Below are 16,262 nucleotides of genomic sequence, written 5' to 3'. Positions count from 1 at the left end.
ATGGAAGTTTAGGCAATGGAACTTTTAACCGATTCTCTTTTCTTGCTTCTATAATTAAAATAGCTGGCAGCAATATATCCTGAAAAGACATCCCAAACACCCCACCAAGCCGCAATTAATGCCATGGGGCCATTTCCATTAAAGAAGGTGAAAATGAGTACCAAAGCAAGCCCTCCGTTTTGCACACCCGTTTCTATGGAAATGGTTCGAGAAACCTGTTCTGAATTGCCCAATAACTTGCTACTAAAATAGCCAATGGTTAAAGCCATCAGATTGTGACACAAAACCAAAAGCAAAACATAGTGAATGTAGTTTTTGAAAACGTCAATGTTATCAAGAAAAGCGACCAAGATAAAACCCAACAGAATCAGGAATGAGAGCCACTTTACGGGTTTCTCGATCACTTTGGTGAGTTTGGGTAATTTGTTTCCAACCAACAAGCCGAGAATAAGCGGAAATACCAGAATCAACAAAACAGTTTTGAACATGTCCAAAAAGCTTAATCCAATATTTTGAATAAGGCTTGAAGTTTCAGGAAGAAGATTTCCCCAAAATTGAAAGTTGAAAGGCGTAGCGAAAGCGGCAATTAAGGTAGCAAATGCCGTTAGCGTTACCGAAAGCGCTACATTTCCCTTAGCTACCATTGAATAGAAATTAGAAACATTTCCGCCAGGGCAAGCCGCAACCAGAATCATTCCTAAAGCAATTCCCGGATGAGGCTTGAATAATACCACCAAAAGAAAAGTAAATGCAGGCAGCAAAATGAATTGGCTCAAAAGCCCACTCAATACAGATTTTTTGTTTTCAAGAAGGTTGAGGAAATTTTCTTTCTTTAAATTAATAGCAACTCCAAACATGATAAAACCCAAACAGAAATTGAGCAAACCGACACTATCGTTGGAAAAATTGATCTGAACTTGTTCTACTGAAGACATCGTATAAAAGTAATCACAAAGCCTTTGTTTGCAAACGAAACTAGGGATGTCAATTAATTGAATTTATGCTTTTGATCTAAAGAAGAATTGCCCAAATTCGCATCAAAATTACAGACTATGTTAATGCTTGCCTTTATTGTATTCTTGTTCGTTTTAGGAATTGTTTCTCCAAAAATTTTCCCTAACACAAAAATCAGCAAACACAAGAAAGATTGGGAGGTTTAAGCCTCCTTTATTGTTTTTATTAGTCTATCTCGATGTGTATATGGTCGTCATGTCTTACTGCTTGACAACCATGAAATCGAATTCTATTACTTGTGAGTTGAAGTCGAGCTTTTAAATGTGGCTCAATAAAGATTCTACTGACTTCTGCTTTACTTAAAATTTCCTCGATCAGAAATTTTGTCCCGATTTCTGAAAATTCAATCTTTTTGTTTTTCCAGCCAAAGGTTAAGTATTTGGTGGTGTCATATTGCCAGTTGCCTTTACTTTTACAGGATTCATTTTGATTAAATTCATAGTCTCTAGGCGCTTCATAAACCCATAGCCTAAAAACGATATTTTTTTATTCGAGATTGGGTTTCCGTTTTCAGCGTATACAAAGCTTAGATCTAATTTTTTTCCATCGCTATGACCTAAGTGAGGAACTAAAGGGTATCCTTTTAAAAAGGGAAAGTTAGCATCGAGGTAATGTATGACAATGTTTTGCTTATGAGTTTTTCGGCTAATATCAATCAGTAATTTATTGATTTTAGGGTCAACATAGTTTCTATTAAGTATTACTGTAAGGAAAGTGGTAGGTCTTACCCACTGAGAATTTTTTATAGGCTCTCTACCAAAAGATTTTGCGACAATTGGTACCAATAGAAAGCTTGAAACTGAATAACATATTATAAAGACTAAAGATCTTTTGGATATTGAAAATGTTAGTCAACAATAATGAAAGTAGATAGATCAGGCCACCTACCTGAGTAACAATAGTTAAAATAGTGACTATAAAGAATTGAAATAAAAATGCCCTGACTTTTTCTGTCTTCATTTATTGTTTTATCTCTTCCCTGCCATCGGCATGTAAGGCGAATCTGCCTTTTGTACCGTGGTTATATTCATATTTGGGCCATGGCCACCCTCCAAACTGGGTTCTCTGATATTCCGACATGGCTTGCTGGATTTCCATCTGGTTATTCATTACAAAAGGACCATATTGGGCAACTGGCTCATTGATAGGTTTTCCTTGTAAAAACAGCATTTGAGCAGGTTCATCCCCATTCTTAAGCGTAATTTCCTCGTTTGCCTTAAGTTTTATAACGCTCAAGTTATCGGCTTTCTTTCCTTCCACTTCTATAGAATTTCCTGCATATAAATAAAGGTTTCGATTGGCTTCGGCAGAAGCTTTCGGTAAAGTACATTCTGCGTTAGGTTCCATTTGAATGGTCCAGATGGCTACTTCATTTGCAGGATCAGCGGCCCAAGAGTCAGGGGCTGGCGATTTGTTTTCCTTGTCTCCAACTTTTCCAGCTACCACTTTCACTTTGGTTTGTAATCTATTTGAATCTTTATGTTCAAAGACAGGGATGTCTTCTGACCAAAGCATGGAAAAATGAGGAGTCACCATTTTGCTCTTCTTTGGTAGGTTAAGCCAAATTTGGAACAGAAGAAGAGGGTTTTTTTCTTCTTCATTGATTAAAGGAAACATTTCGGAATGCTGAACGCCTTTTCCTGCCGTCATCCATTGTACGTCCCCGTTTCCAAATCTACCAGCAGCACCAAGAGAATCGGTGTGGTCTACCCAACCTTTTTCAGCAATGGTTACGGTTTCAAAACCGCGGTGAGGGTGAGCAGGAAAACCCGGCATTGATTGGCCATGATACATGCTCCATCCATCTTTGCCAGCGAAGTCAGAGCCGATGTTTCTGCCTGCTAAAGATGCTTTAGGCCCAAGTTGGCCATTTCCTTGAGGAAAATTGTCGTTATGAAAGGCACAGAAAAGGAAAGGATCGCTGGTTTGCCAAGGAAAGGATAGGGGCTGAATGGAGATAATTGCGCTCATGATGTTTCTATTTTGAATGTACCAACATATAAAATGAAGCTTATGTTTCCTACATCTGATTTAAAGTTCAGGGTTTCGATTAAAACTTGAAAACTTAAAGCTTAAACAAACCACATAAATCTATAAATTGCGCCCTCGTTTGTGAAAAGGCATGGATAAGTTTATTGGATTTGTAAGAACGTTCAGTTATTTAATTTTTGTAACCGCCATTATTTGGGCTTATGCTTCCATTGCAGGGCAGGTTTCGTATAGGTTCGATAATGAAGGGAATTCGTTAGAAATCATCAATAAGGATACGTTCTTCTTTTCGGGAATCACCATTTTTTTAGTCACCAATATTATTTGCATTGCTTTTATCAACGTGTTGAAGAAAATCAAAACCACGGAAGATGGTGTTGGAATTCGCAATCGTTCCTTAAAGCTTGATATTATTACTTGGGTAAAAGGTTTTGCTGGCATTTTGAATATCATGTTCACTACCATGGTTTTCTTTTTAGGTTATATGAACATGCATGAATTAAGACTGGACAGGTTGAGTTTGTACATGTATGTTGGGCCTGTTTTTCTTATCATTTGGTTTTTCTATTTGGTCGTGGTTTTGTCTAAAAAACGACCTTCATAACAAACGGCTAGCTCTCCAAATCAAGGTTTGATTGTTAATTTAATTTGTCTGTTTAGCCCTTTTATTGGGCAAAGTCAATAGTGCTTTTTTAGTTTTTATATTCTAACTTCCGCCTTGGATTGTGCGAATGTGCACAGAATCTTCTCGAATCTTTTTGGAGTTTTTGAATGGCGAATCAAGCAGTGAATTATACCGAAGATAGTATTCGGTCCCTCGATTGGAAAGAACACATAAGACTTAGGCCCGGTATGTACATCGGGAAATTGGGAGACGGGTCGGCCCAAGATGACGGTATCTATGTTTTAGTAAAGGAAGTTATCGACAACAGTATTGACGAACACATGATGGGTTATGGAAAAACCATCGATGTGAAGGTGTCGGAGCATAAAGTTGAAGTCCGGGATTATGGACGTGGCATTCCTTTAGGAAAGGTTGTGGACTGTGTTTCAAAAATCAATACTGGGGGTAAGTATGACAGTGGTGCCTTTCAAAAATCAGTGGGTTTGAATGGAGTTGGTACAAAAGCAGTTAACGCGCTTTCTACTTATTTCAAGGTTCAATCTTACCGTGATGGAAAAACCAAAATGGCCGAATTTAGCCGTGGTGAAATTACCAAAGATGAAGCTGAAACAACTTCTAGCGGAAGAAATGGTACGCAAATCGTTTTTAAACCAGACGAAACCATTTTCAAAAACTACCATTTCATTCCAGAATATTTAGATGACCTAATTTGGAATTACTGCTTTCTGAATGCGGGTTTGAGCATCAATTTCAACGGCACAAAGTATCATTCTGAAAAGGGGCTTTATGATCTGCTTTTGAGAAAGACCAATGCCGATAACCTTCGCTATCCGGTAATTCATTTGAGAGGCGATGATATTGAAATTGCGCTTTCACACTCCAATCAATACGGAGAAGATTACTATTCATTTGTAAATGGACAGTACACAACCCAAGGAGGAACACACCAAGCTGCATTGCGCGAAGCTTTGGTGAAAACCGTCCGCGAGTTTTACAATAAAAACTTTGATGCTACTGATGTTCGTGCTTCGATTGTTGGAGCCATAGCCGTTAGAGTTCAAGAACCGGTTTTCGAGTCGCAGACAAAAACCAAGCTGGGTTCGCAAAACGTTGGGCCTGATGGGCCAACCATGAGGACTTTCGTGAACGACTTCGTGAAAAAGGCTCTCGATGATTTTTTGCATAAAAACCCTGATACGGCAAATGCTCTTTTGAAGCGAATTCTTCAGTCTGAAAGAGAAAGAAAGGAAATTGCGGGTATCAAAAAGCTTGCGAATGACCGCGCCAAAAAAGCAAACCTTCACAATAAGAAATTAAGGGATTGTAGAATTCACCTTGACGACAAAAAAGGCGATGACGATTTAAGAAATGCCACTACACTCTTTATTACGGAAGGGGACTCGGCCAGTGGTTCTATCACAAAATCTAGAAATGTTCAAACCCAAGCGGTATTCAGTTTAAGAGGAAAACCTTTGAACTGCTATGGCTATTCTAAAAAGGTGGTGTATGAAAACGAAGAATTCAACCTTCTTCAGCATGCCTTAAATATTGAAGATGGGCTTGAAGGTTTGCGCTATGATAAGATAGTAATTGCTACCGATGCCGATGTAGACGGTATGCACATTCGCTTATTATTGCTCACGTATTTTCTTCAGTTTTTCCCTGATTTGGTAAGAAGAGGCCACGTTTATATTCTCGAAACTCCGCTTTTCAGGGTTCGAAATAAGAAGGAAACCATTTACTGTTACAGTGATGAGGAACGCGTAGCCGCGATTAATAAGCTGGGCAATAAGCCTGAAATCACACGATTTAAGGGGTTGGGCGAGATTTCTCCAGATGAATTTAAAGGTTTCATTGGCGAGCAAATGCGTCTTGAACCTATCATTTTAAGAAAGGACACCAGCATTGAAGAACTACTGAAATTCTACATGGGCAAGAACACACCAGACCGTCAAAACTTTATCATTGATAGGTTGAAGGTGGAGAAGGATTTGGTAGAACAAACTGCCTAGGGTTTTTGCTAAGAATTTATCAGATTAATTGAGTGATTAATAATTTTTAGCCTTTGCGTTGCTCAGCGCTTTGAATGGTTAAAAGCAATTCATGTTTGCAAAATAGATGTCAGAGAATACTGAAGATTTGAATAACAACGAAGAGAGAGCCATGCAGGAAGTGCGCCCGGTTTCGGGTATGTACGAAAACTGGTTTCTTGATTACGCCTCATATGTAATTCTGGAAAGGGCTGTGCCGGCCATTCAGGATGGCTTCAAGCCTGTTCAGCGTAGAATCCTTCACGCCATGAAGGAAATGGACGATGGACGATTCAACAAAGTTGCCAATGTAATTGGGCAAACCATGCAATATCACCCACACGGTGACGCGTCCATTGGAGATGCCATTGTGAATTTGGGTCAGAAGGATTTGCTGATTGAAACGCAAGGTAACTGGGGTGATATTCGCACTGGCGATAGCGCTGCTGCCGCTCGTTATATCGAAGCCAGACTTTCAAAATTTGCCCTTGATGTTGTATTCAATCCGCAAACTACGGATTGGCAACTTTCTTACGATGGAAGAAAGCGCGAACCTGTTACGTTGCCCGTAAAATTTCCAATGCTTTTGGCACAAGGCGTGGAAGGAATTGCGGTTGGGCTTTCTACCAAAATTCTTCCTCATAACTTTATTGAGCTAATTCAGGCTTCAATCAAAGTTTTACAAGGTAAGAAACCGAAAATCTATCCTGATTTCCCAACAGGGGGAATGGCCGATTTTTCGGAATACAATGACGGTTTAAGAGGAGGAAAGGTAAAGGTTAGGGCGAAAATCGAAGAAGATGACAAAAAGACCCTGATCATCAAAGATATTCCTTTTGGTACAACCACTACCAGCTTGATCGATTCCATCATTAAGGCTAATGATAAAGGAAAGATCAAAATTAAAAAGGTGATTGATAACACGGCCGAGCATGTGGAAATCTTGATTGAACTTGCTCCTGGTCAATCTCCAAATATTACAATAGATGCACTTTACGCTTTCACGGATTGCGAAGTAAGCATTTCTCCAAATGCTTGTGTGATTATCGATGATAAGCCGCATTTTATTAGCGTAAACGAAATTCTGAAAATTTGTACCGACCAAACGGTTGAGTTGCTCAGAAGAGAATTAGAGATCAGAAAAGGTGAGTTGCTAGAAAAGCTTCTTTTCTCTTCCCTCGAAAAGATTTTCATCGAGAACAGAATTTACCGCGATATTGAAGAGTGTGAAACTTGGGAAGCCGTTCTTGAAACGATTGATAGAGGTTTAGATCCTTATAAGCCCGAATTCTATCGTGAAATCACTACGGATGACATTATTCGTTTGACAGAAATCAAGATCAAACGAATCTCTAAGTTCAACTCATTTAAGGCCGATGAGCTTATGAGAAGGCTTCAGGAAGAACTTGCTGAAGTGGAACATAACTTGGCCAATATCATTGATTACTCGATTGCTTACTACCAAAAACTTCTTGAGAAATATGGTAAAGGCAAAGAGCGTAAAACCGAAATCAAGTCGTTTGAAAGTATTGCCGCAACAGTTGTTGCTGCAAACAATGCCAAGCTTTACGTAAACCGCGCAGAAGGTTTTGTGGGCTATGGAATGAAGAAGGACGAATTCGTTTGCGACTGTTCCGATATTGACGATGTGATCGTTTTCCGTAAGGACGGGAAGTTTCAGGTGGTTCGGATTTCTGACAAAATATTCGTGGGTAAAGACATTATTCATGTGGGAGTTTTCCATAAGAATGATGAACGCATGGTTTATAACATGATTTACCTTGATGGTAAAACCGGCCGAAGCATGGTGAAACGCTTCCAGGTATTGGCCATAACCCGCGACAAAGAATATGACCTAACCAAGGGCGAAAGAGGCTCGAAAGTGCTGTATTTCACTGCTAATCCAAATGGTGAAGCTGAATTGGTTACTGTATACCTTACTTCGGGCGCAAAAGCCAGAATCAAAGTCTTCGATTTTAATTTTGCCGATGTAGAAATTAAAGGAAGATCCGCAGGCGGAAATATTCTGACGCGTTATCCAGTGCGTAAAATCCAACTTAAAATGGAAGGGAAATCTACCCTTGGTGGCGTGGATATTTGGTACGATGATTCTGTTGGCAGATTGAATCGTGATGAACGAGGAACTTTGTTAGGCAATTTCCAAAGTGACGATAAAATCTTAGTGATTTTTGATTCGGGAGAATACGAATTGACTTCGTTTGACTTAACCAATCGCTATGAAGCGGATAAAATCCATTTGATTGAAAAATTTGATTCAAATGGAGTGATTTCTGCCATTCATTACGATCCTGAATCGCAACTCCATTATGTGAAGCGCTTCCAAATTGAAACCAGTACTTTAGATAAGAAATTCGGTTTTATCAGCGAACATAAAGGAGCAAAGCTACTTTTGGCCACTGTGATTCCGCAACCTCAAGTGGAAGTTACTTACACGATAAAAGGTATTCGGGAACACAAGACCATGGAAGTTGACCTTGACATGATCATTGATGTTAAAGGCTGGAAAGCAATGGGAAATAAACTTTCTCCGCACTCAGTTAAAAAAGTGAAATTGCTCAATGCCGATAGCAAGCCTGGAAAGGAAGAAAATGACGAAGGGTCTTCAAAGGAAAAGCCTTCTACAGAAAACAAAAATGATGGAAAAGAAGGTGATGGAGGCTATAATGTAGGCTCTACTATAGATCTTTTTTAAAGTTTTTCATTAAAGAATCAGACTTCGTTTTTATGAAATCCAATTTTTGAATAATAAAATCTATGAATAAACAATAAGGGTATTATGACTGTGAGCTGTTAAATATTTGAATCTAAATCAGTTAGTGAGAATACAGCTTTAGATTGTAATGATTTTTGTTTGTTCAATATGAAAAGCTGCTGACTATTGAAGTCAGCAGCTTTTCTTTTTCACTATTTTTGCCATTCAATGGATCAAACTTTACAATCGGAAATTACCCAGTATTTAGAGCAATTTGTTACTGAAAATAAGGTAGCGCTTATAGATCAGGTATTGGCCGAAAGAACTCGTCATATTACTGTGGTGTTGGAAGATGTGTATCATTCGCACAATGCAAGTGCGGTTTTAAGAACCTGCGATTGCTTTGGAATTCAGGATTTGTACATCACTCAAAAGCTTCACGATTATAAAATCAATCCGAATATAGTTCGTGGTGCCTCAAAATGGGTGACACTTCAAAAGTATGAAAGGGGAGAAGCGAGTAACCGACAGTGCCTAGAAGATTTAAAAGCGAAAAATTATCGCTTGGTGGGTACAACCCCAAATCAAAATTATGCATCTATTCATGAGTTGGACGTTAGCTCAAAAACGGCTTTAATTTTTGGAACTGAGCACGAAGGCATTTCAGATGAAACAAAATCGATGCTCGATGAATTAGTATATATACCCATGTATGGCTTTACAGAATCTTTTAATATTTCAGTAAGTGTTGCATTAATCCTTCAGCAATTGGTTTGGCGATTGAAAAATAGCGATGTCGCTTGGCAATTATCCGATGATGAAAAGCAGGATTTGAAATTCGAATGGTACCAACAAATCGTAAAAAGATCGGACCTTCATATTAAAAATTTCGTAAAGGAACATTCTAATAAGTAGTTGGGTTAAGGAAAGGTCAATCCAATTCCAATACTTTTATTTAATCAACGTTACCCAAATCATAATCTTAGACATTAAAGGTTTGAAACCAAAACATACTCTAACATTCGTGTTGCTTATTCTGAGCACTTTTTCAGTATTAGCTCAGCAAAAAACCATCATTAAAGGTAAAGTAACAGATGCCGAAACAGGCGACCCAGTGCCATTTGCCAATGTGGTTATCCAAGGTTCAAGTGTAGGTTCCCCAACCAATTTCGATGGAGATTATGAGATTGTTGGCGAAGCAGAATCCGACACACTGGTGTTTTCTTACATCGGTTACGAATCCAAAAAAAGAGTTTATCAAAAGGGAATTAGTCAGGTGATCAATATTCAACTTATTCCAGAGGCGACAAGTTTGGAAGATTTTGTGATCGTAGCTGGTAGAACAGAAAATCCTGCATTTCCCATTATGCGGGCAATCATTGATAATAAGAACAAAAACGATAAAAGAAGAATTGAAGCTTACGAGTATGAGTTTTACAACAAAATCGAAATTGATGTAGACAATATTTCAGAAAATCTTCGCGAAAAGAAATACATGAAGAAGATCACGTCCGTTTTAGATAGCATTGATGTGATTGCTGGTGAGGATGGAAAACCCATTTTGCCTCTCTTTATTTCTGAATCGTTATCCGACTTTTATTGGCGTTCTAACCCAAAGCTTCAAAAGGAACATATTATAAAAACTAAAATTACGGGTGTTGGTATTGAAGATGGCTCACTTGTTTCTCAAGTGATTGGTTCTTCTTTTCAGGAGTATAACTTTTATCAAAACCGAATGAATATTGTGGAGAAGGAATTTGCTTCTCCAATTGGCGATGGCTGGAGAATTCTCTACGATTACGAACTCCGCGATAGCGTTTACTTGGAAGATGAGTATTGCTATGTTATCGATTTTCAGCCTAAAAACAGCTTAGAATTGGCTTTCATCGGTACCATGTGGATCACCAAAGCCGACTATGCTGTAAAAAGAATGGATGCTACCATGCAGCCTACAGCAAATTTGAATTTCATAGAGAAAATCAAAATTCAGCAGGAACTACAAAGAATGGAAAACGGAGCTTGGCTGCCTGTGAAGTCCCGAATTCTGATCGATGCCAATGAGCTTACAAAAAAATCGGCTGGCTTTTTGGCCAAATTCTATACTTCTAATAAGAACCTCAAAATTACAGAACCCCGACCGACCAAGTTCTTTGAAAGAAGTTTAGAGCTGGAAGAAGATGCACGAATGGCTGATGAGGATTTCTGGGTGAAAAACAGGCATGACTCATTGAGTACAACGGAACTTCACGTAATGGCCATGATCGATTCTTTGAAGGAAATCAGGGTTGTGAAAACTGCCACAGAATTATTGAAAACATTTGCACGAGGTTATGTTGAAGTTGGGCCTTTAGATCTTGGGCCATGGCCTGTGCTTATTTCAGGGAATGATGTCGAAAGATTTAGAGTAAGGGTAGGAGGAAGAACCAACGAGAACTTCAGTTTGAGATGGCAGTTCAACGGGTATTTGGCTTATGGTTTTAGAGACGAAAAATACAAATATGGAGTTGGTGCTACTCATATTATATCGAGAAAGAAATGGACGACAGTTTCCGTCAATTATCGCTCCGATTTAGATCAGCTGGGATTACAGCCCGATGGTATCACAGATCTGGACGATGCCAACGCTTTTGTAGCGTTGAACTCTTTGGGTAACCTCATCAGGCCGTTTTATTACGATAGAGCGCAGATCGATTTTACCAGTCAGGTTTCCAAACCCTTTTCATTCAGCCTTAGAATGAAAAATGAGAATTTCACGCCTATCCAAGACGATAATTTCAATTTTCAGTATTACACAGATTTAAATAACCCTGATTCTCCAACAGCCAGTAACTTTACAACAACTCAGGCTACTTTGAGAATTAAATACGCAAGAGATGAGTCCTTCATTATCAGCGATAACAGTAGAATCAGTTTGGGTACTTTAAGGTGGCCAACTTTTGTATTGGCTTATACCCGAGGTTTGAAAGGCCCTTTCGGAGGCGATTTCAGTTTTAATAAACTAGATTTAGGAGTTTCTCAAAGATTGAAAATGGGTTTTTGGGGAGTTTCAAAATATCAGCTCACGGCTAGCCACATTTTTGAGGCAGTTCCTTATCCATTGCTAACCGCTCATATTGGTAACGAACGCCCTGTGTACGCGAGTTTTGCCTTTAATACCATGAATTTCTTCGAATTCGTGAGCCAGTCTTACGTTTCACTTCGCTATCAACATTATTTCGAAGGTTTCATCCTAAATAGAATTCCTTTGCTCAGAAGATTGAAATGGAGATTGGTGGGCAGTGGAAACCTGTTGTTTGGAAGTGTTAGCGATAAAACTTTGGCTGCTCAGCCTGTTGTAGATTTTCAGACTTTAGATCCGAGCAAGCCTTTTGCGGAAGTTGGTGTTGGTGTAGAAAACATTTTCAAGTTTTTCAGGGTAGACTTCTTCCAGAGATTAACCTATATGGACAATCAGAATGTGACACCTCGACAAATCAAAGTTAGTTTTCAGCTCACTTTATAAAAGCTAAACACAGATTTTTGAGCTTGAAAATTGAAGCGTAGAAAATTACTTTTAAAATGAGATTTGGAAGCTTAGAATCGGCATTCTCTTAAATATTATTGCATATTTGCGATTGAATAAATCAAGAACAAAACCCAAATGGTTTGTAGCATTTGGTGAGAAAAAACATGAGCAAAGAAAGTATCAAAATTACACTGCCTGACGGAACTGTTAAGGAATTTAAAAGCGGAAGCTCCGCCATGGATGTGGCTTTGAGCATAAGTGAAGGTTTGGCCAGAAATGTATTGGCTGCGGAAGTAAATGGCGAAGTTAGAGACGCCAACCGTCCTATCACGGAAGATGCTGACATTAAGCTTTTAACATGGAATGATGCAGGTGGTAAATCAACTTTTTGGCACTCTTCGGCACACCTTATGGCCGAAGCGTTAGAGGCATTGTATCCGGGCACGAAGTTCGGTATTGGTCCATCCATCGAAAACGGATTTTATTACGATGTAGATTTTGGCGATGACGTAAACTTCGATCATTCTCATATCGAGAAGATTGAGCAGAAGATGCTTGAGTTGGCGCGCCAAAAAAATGAATATATCAGAACGGAAGTTTCTAAAGCCGATGCCATCACTTATTTCACAGATAAGGATGATGAGTACAAACTAGATTTGATTGATGGATTGGAAGATGGAAGCATCACTTTCTATCAGCAAGGAAATTTCACCGATTTGTGCCGCGGGCCACACATTCCTAATACTGGCTTTATCAAAGCTGCCAAAATTTTGAATGTGGCTGGGGCTTACTGGCGCGGAGACGAAAACAATAAACAGCTTACTAGACTTTACGGAATCACTTTTCCAAAGCAAAAGGAGTTGACCGAATACCTTCACATGTTGGAGGAAGCTAAAAAGCGTGACCACAGAAAACTAGGCCAAGAACTTGAGTTGTTTACATTCTCTCAGAAGGTAGGTATGGGTTTGCCGCTTTGGTTGCCAAAAGGTGCAAAGCTTCGCGAAAGGTTAGAAACTTTTATGCGAAAAGCTCAGGTGAAAGCAGGTTATGATCCTGTAGTTACCCCCCATATTGGTCACAAAAATTTATATGTGACTTCTGGCCACTATGAGAAATATGGTGAAGATTCATTCCAGCCAATCAAGACTCCGAACGAAGGAGAAGAGTTCTTGCTGAAACCAATGAACTGTCCTCATCACTGTGAGATTTTCAAATCGAAGCCACGTTCTTACAAAGAATTACCTGTAAGGTTGGCTGAATTTGGTACAGTATATCGATACGAGCAGAGTGGTGAATTGCATGGCTTGACTCGGGTTAGAGGATTTACTCAAGACGATGCCCATATTTTCTGTAGCCCAGATCAGGTGAAGGAAGAATTCACAAAGGTGATCGATTTGGTATTGTATGTTTTCGAATCTTTAGGTTTCGAAGATTTTACGGCTCAAATTTCCCTACGCGATCCAGAGAATAAGCAGAAATATATCGGTACTGATGAAGCTTGGGAAAAAGCGGAATCGGCCATTATTGATGCTGCCGCTGAAAAGAATTTACCAACAGTTACTGAATTAGGAGAAGCTGCTTTCTACGGTCCTAAGCTGGATTTTATGGTGAAAGACGCTTTGGGTAGAAGATGGCAGTTGGGAACAATTCAGGTAGATTATAACCTTCCTGAACGTTTCGAGTTGGAATATACAGGTTCCGACAACCAAAAACACAGACCGGTAATGATTCACCGTGCTCCTTTTGGTTCGTTGGAAAGGTTCGTTGCCGTACTTATTGAGCACTGTGCAGGTGATTTTCCACTATGGTTAACGCCAGATCAGGTAGCCATTTTACCGATTTCAGAAAAATATTCTGATTACGCTCAAGAGATTTACAAGCATCTGGAGGCCGAAGATATCACTGGTTTCGTGGATAATAGAGACGAGAAAATCGGAAGAAAAATCCGTGATGCAGAAGTTAAAAAAATCCCTCTAATGCTTATTGTAGGCGAAAAAGAGCGAGATAATAAAGAAGTTTCTGTGAGAAAACACGGTGAAGGAGATGTCGGAAGTATGGACATTGAATCATTTATGAATTACTTTGGAAAAGAAAAGGCTAAGTCGCTGAACGCCCAATAAAAAATTATGCTTTCAGCAGCTTATTGATAATTAGAAAATTATGCCGATATTTGCAGTCATTTTTAACAAAAGAAGGAGGTTAACATCGCAAAAATGAGGAGAAATTACCCGCCAAGGGGCAGGGTAGAAGAGCCATACAAGATCAATGAAAAGATTATGGCGCCAAAAGTACGTGTTGTGGGAGACAATGTGGAAGTAGATATATACGACACCAAAGCTGCACTACAAATAGCTAGAGATCAGGGTCTTGATCTCGTAGAGATTTCTCCGAAGGCTGATCCTCCTGTTTGTAAAATTGTTGATTACTCTAAGTTTAAGTACGATCAGAAGAAGAAGCAAAAGGAAATAAAAGCCAAAGCTTCTAAAACTGTGATTAAAGAAATCAGATTCGGCCCTAATACGGACGATCATGATTTCAACTTTAAACTGAACCATGCAATTGGTTTTTTGAAGGAGGGATCGAAAGTTAAGGCTTACGTTCACTTCAGAGGTAGAACCATTGTATATAAAGAGAGAGGTGAAATTCTTTTGTTGAAGTTCGCCCAAGCTTTGGAAGAATATGCCAAAGTAGAACAACTACCTAAATTGGAAGGAAAGAGAATGTTCCTTTTCCTTGCACCAAAGGTGGCCAAAAAGTAGAACCAGTTTTTATTAAATAAATTTAAAATGCCTAAAGCAAAAACTAAATCAGGAGCTAAGAAGCGTTTCAAATTGACAGGAACCGGCAAAATCAAAAGAAAGCACGCTTTCAAAAGCCACATCCTAACCAAGAAAGAAACGAAGCAGAAGCGTAATCTTACCGATATGACTGTGGTTCACAAGTCTGACGAGAAGAACGTTAGAAAAATGCTCAACATCTAATTAAACCTTAAGGTTAAATGTTTCACCGGATAATTGGTTAGTAAGCATCTAGTATAAGCTAGGACGCCAAGTATCAAAAAAATTAAAATTATGCCAAGATCAGTAAACGCAGTAGCGTCAAGAGCAAAAAGAAAAAGAATACTGAAGTTAGCCAAGGGTTACTTCGGTAGAAAAAAGAATGTTTGGACTGTAGCGAAGAACCAAGTTGAAAAAGGTCTTCAGTTTGCTTACAGAGACAGAAAAGCTAAGAAAAGAGAGTTTAGAAAACTTTGGATTCAAAGAATCAATGCCGGAGCAAGACAACATGGTATGTCTTATTCTCAGTTAATGGGAGCTTTAGGCAAGTCTGGTATTGAGTTGAACAGAAAGGTATTGGCTGACTTAGCCATGAACCACCCTGAGGCTTTCAAAGCCATTGTAGACAAAGTGAAATAATCTCACAAAGTTATATATGAAGAACCCCGGCATTTGTCGGGGTTTTTTGTTTTTAAAGCATTCGAAGGATGAGGTCTTGCTCAAGCCAATGTATTTAAGAGAGAAAGCTGATCGTGGTTTCTCCGGCTATCACAGAAATTCAGATCTAGCATGTAGGATAGTTCTCTTTGTGAAGTTCTGAACAATGAGTTTGAAAGGATTTGGGCTTATGATTAAGGTTTGGGTGCGAGATTCCCAACAAAATGAAAAAGCCCAAATTCTGGAAGAAAATGGGCTTTTAGAGTAGCGAGGACGGGAGTTGAACCCGTGACCTCAGGGTTATGAATCCTGCGCTCTAACCAACTGAGCTACCTCGCCTTGAAATCGGAGTGCAAACATACGAATTAGAAAAAATAAAACACAATAGGATTGTAAAGATTTTTCGTCATCTTGACCATAAAATATTTCTAGGGGAGATAAGAGCTTAAAAATGACCAAGTAAGGCGAAAAGTGAACGTTTAAACCTTCTGGACGTTATTAGTTTGTTGGATTCCCTTTTAAATTCTATATTATCCAACTAAGATTTTTTGACCTATGGCGAAAAATAAGTTTGTAACTGAATTCGAAGTTAACGCTTCACAAAAAATGCTATTCCCGTATTTGAGCACAGCGAGTGGGTTGTCTCAGTGGTTTGCCGATGATGTTAATATCAATGAAGATAAAGTGTACAGCTTTCTTTGGGATGGCGAGGAACATAAGGCTATAAAGGCCTCTCAAAAAACGAATCATTTTGTGAAGTTCGAGTTTCTACCTGAAACGGAAGAAGATGAAGATGATCCCAACTATATTGAATTAAGGCTGATGATTGGTGAACTCACGCAGTCTGTTTTTTTACAGATCACAGATTATTCTGACCTAAATGATCCGGAAGAGCAGCAAGATTTATGGGAAAACATTGTATACAGTCTAAAGGAATTGATAGGGGGGTAAT

The 16,262-nt window shown here is 39.0% G+C and carries 13 protein-coding genes and 1 tRNA gene; 10 read left to right on the top strand and 4 right to left on the bottom strand.

The genetic code is table 11. The features are described 5' to 3' along the window. Positions 1 to 8: 8 nt before the first annotated feature. The 3 genes from ACXACJ_RS08880 to ACXACJ_RS08870 form a co-directional block, all read right to left on the bottom strand. Entirely contained in the window at positions 9 to 935 is a 927-nt protein-coding gene (locus tag ACXACJ_RS08880; protein WP_475134007.1) for a bile acid:sodium symporter family protein, read from the bottom strand. A 450-nt stretch (positions 936 to 1,385) separates the two neighbouring features. Further along, positions 1,386 to 1,799 carry a hypothetical protein gene (locus ACXACJ_RS08875; protein ID WP_475134006.1) on the bottom strand — a complete coding sequence of 138 codons (414 nt, stop codon included), beginning with the start codon at positions 1,797 to 1,799 and terminating at the stop codon, positions 1,386 to 1,388. A 175-nt stretch (positions 1,800 to 1,974) separates the two neighbouring features. Further along, positions 1,975 to 2,985 carry a pirin family protein gene (locus ACXACJ_RS08870; RefSeq protein ID WP_475134005.1) on the bottom strand — a complete coding sequence of 337 codons (1,011 nt, stop codon included), beginning with the start codon at positions 2,983 to 2,985 and terminating at the stop codon, positions 1,975 to 1,977. A 151-nt stretch (positions 2,986 to 3,136) separates the two neighbouring features. On the opposite strand from ACXACJ_RS08870, the gene ACXACJ_RS08865 reads away from it, so the two are divergent. From ACXACJ_RS08865 to rplT, 9 genes are all read left to right on the top strand, one after another. Then, positions 3,137 to 3,607: a hypothetical protein gene (locus ACXACJ_RS08865; protein ID WP_475134004.1), complete on the top strand. Its 471-nt coding sequence runs from the start codon at positions 3,137 to 3,139 to the stop codon at positions 3,605 to 3,607. Positions 3,608 to 3,774: 167 nt separating this feature from the next. Beyond that, a complete protein-coding gene (locus ACXACJ_RS08860) occupies positions 3,775 to 5,640 on the top strand; it encodes a DNA topoisomerase IV subunit B (RefSeq protein WP_475134003.1) in 1,866 nt (621 codons plus the stop codon). Between the two features lie 106 nt (positions 5,641 to 5,746). Then, positions 5,747 to 8,371 (top strand): DNA gyrase/topoisomerase IV subunit A, encoded by a 2,625-nt coding sequence (locus ACXACJ_RS08855; protein WP_475134002.1) that lies wholly within the window; start codon positions 5,747 to 5,749, stop codon positions 8,369 to 8,371. Between the two features lie 228 nt (positions 8,372 to 8,599). After that, positions 8,600 to 9,286, top strand: a complete 687-nt coding sequence (locus tag ACXACJ_RS08850) for a TrmH family RNA methyltransferase (RefSeq protein ID WP_475134001.1) — start codon at positions 8,600 to 8,602, stop codon at positions 9,284 to 9,286. Positions 9,287 to 9,368: 82 nt separating this feature from the next. Beyond that, on the top strand, positions 9,369 to 11,873 hold the full coding sequence (locus ACXACJ_RS08845) for a DUF5686 and carboxypeptidase-like regulatory domain-containing protein (RefSeq protein ID WP_475134000.1): 2,505 nt from the start codon (positions 9,369 to 9,371) through the stop codon (positions 11,871 to 11,873). Between the two features lie 167 nt (positions 11,874 to 12,040). Beyond that, positions 12,041 to 13,996: a threonine--tRNA ligase gene (thrS, locus tag ACXACJ_RS08840; protein WP_475133999.1), complete on the top strand. Its 1,956-nt coding sequence runs from the start codon at positions 12,041 to 12,043 to the stop codon at positions 13,994 to 13,996. A gap of 93 nt (positions 13,997 to 14,089) precedes the next feature. Continuing rightward, the gene (infC, locus tag ACXACJ_RS08835) at positions 14,090 to 14,635 is read left to right on the top strand and encodes a translation initiation factor IF-3 (RefSeq protein ID WP_475133998.1); all 546 of its coding nucleotides are present in this window, start codon (positions 14,090 to 14,092) and stop codon (positions 14,633 to 14,635) included. Between the two features lie 27 nt (positions 14,636 to 14,662). Beyond that, positions 14,663 to 14,857, top strand: coding sequence for a 50S ribosomal protein L35 (gene rpmI, locus ACXACJ_RS08830; RefSeq protein ID WP_475133997.1), 195 nt, complete (start codon positions 14,663 to 14,665; stop codon positions 14,855 to 14,857). Between the two features lie 90 nt (positions 14,858 to 14,947). After that, the gene (gene rplT / locus ACXACJ_RS08825; protein WP_475133996.1) at positions 14,948 to 15,292 is read left to right on the top strand and encodes a 50S ribosomal protein L20; all 345 of its coding nucleotides are present in this window, start codon (positions 14,948 to 14,950) and stop codon (positions 15,290 to 15,292) included. A 283-nt stretch (positions 15,293 to 15,575) separates the two neighbouring features. Here rplT and ACXACJ_RS08820 read toward each other — a convergent pair. After that, a tRNA-Met gene (locus ACXACJ_RS08820) sits at positions 15,576 to 15,649 on the bottom strand. 216 nt (positions 15,650 to 15,865) lie between these two features. Here ACXACJ_RS08820 and ACXACJ_RS08815 point away from each other — a divergent pair. Further along, positions 15,866 to 16,261 (top strand): START-like domain-containing protein, encoded by a 396-nt coding sequence (locus ACXACJ_RS08815; protein ID WP_475133995.1) that lies wholly within the window; start codon positions 15,866 to 15,868, stop codon positions 16,259 to 16,261. The last annotated feature ends 1 nt before the right edge of the window (position 16,262 follow it).

This window comes from Roseivirga sp. AWQ4_251, from assembly GCF_056158225.1.
This window is presented reverse-complemented; position numbering and strand designations above follow the sequence as displayed.

Excerpts from the sequence above, each read along its gene's own strand:
- ACXACJ_RS08880 (WP_475134007.1), bottom strand. The coding sequence starts at position 935 with ATGTCTTCAGTAGAACAAGTTCAGATCAATTTTTCCAACGATAGTGTC.
- ACXACJ_RS08870 (WP_475134005.1), bottom strand. The coding sequence starts at position 2,985 with ATGAGCGCAATTATCTCCATTCAGCCCCTATCCTTTCCTTGGCAAACC.
- ACXACJ_RS08865 (WP_475134004.1), top strand. The coding sequence starts at position 3,137 with ATGGATAAGTTTATTGGATTTGTAAGAACGTTCAGTTATTTAATTTTT.
- ACXACJ_RS08860 (WP_475134003.1), top strand. The coding sequence starts at position 3,775 with ATGGCGAATCAAGCAGTGAATTATACCGAAGATAGTATTCGGTCCCTC.
- ACXACJ_RS08855 (WP_475134002.1), top strand. The coding sequence starts at position 5,747 with ATGTCAGAGAATACTGAAGATTTGAATAACAACGAAGAGAGAGCCATG.
- ACXACJ_RS08850 (WP_475134001.1), top strand. The coding sequence starts at position 8,600 with ATGGATCAAACTTTACAATCGGAAATTACCCAGTATTTAGAGCAATTT.
- thrS (WP_475133999.1), top strand. The coding sequence starts at position 12,041 with ATGAGCAAAGAAAGTATCAAAATTACACTGCCTGACGGAACTGTTAAG.
- infC (WP_475133998.1), top strand. The coding sequence starts at position 14,090 with ATGAGGAGAAATTACCCGCCAAGGGGCAGGGTAGAAGAGCCATACAAG.
- rpmI (WP_475133997.1), top strand. The coding sequence starts at position 14,663 with ATGCCTAAAGCAAAAACTAAATCAGGAGCTAAGAAGCGTTTCAAATTG.
- rplT (WP_475133996.1), top strand. The coding sequence starts at position 14,948 with ATGCCAAGATCAGTAAACGCAGTAGCGTCAAGAGCAAAAAGAAAAAGA.
- ACXACJ_RS08815 (WP_475133995.1), top strand. The coding sequence starts at position 15,866 with ATGGCGAAAAATAAGTTTGTAACTGAATTCGAAGTTAACGCTTCACAA.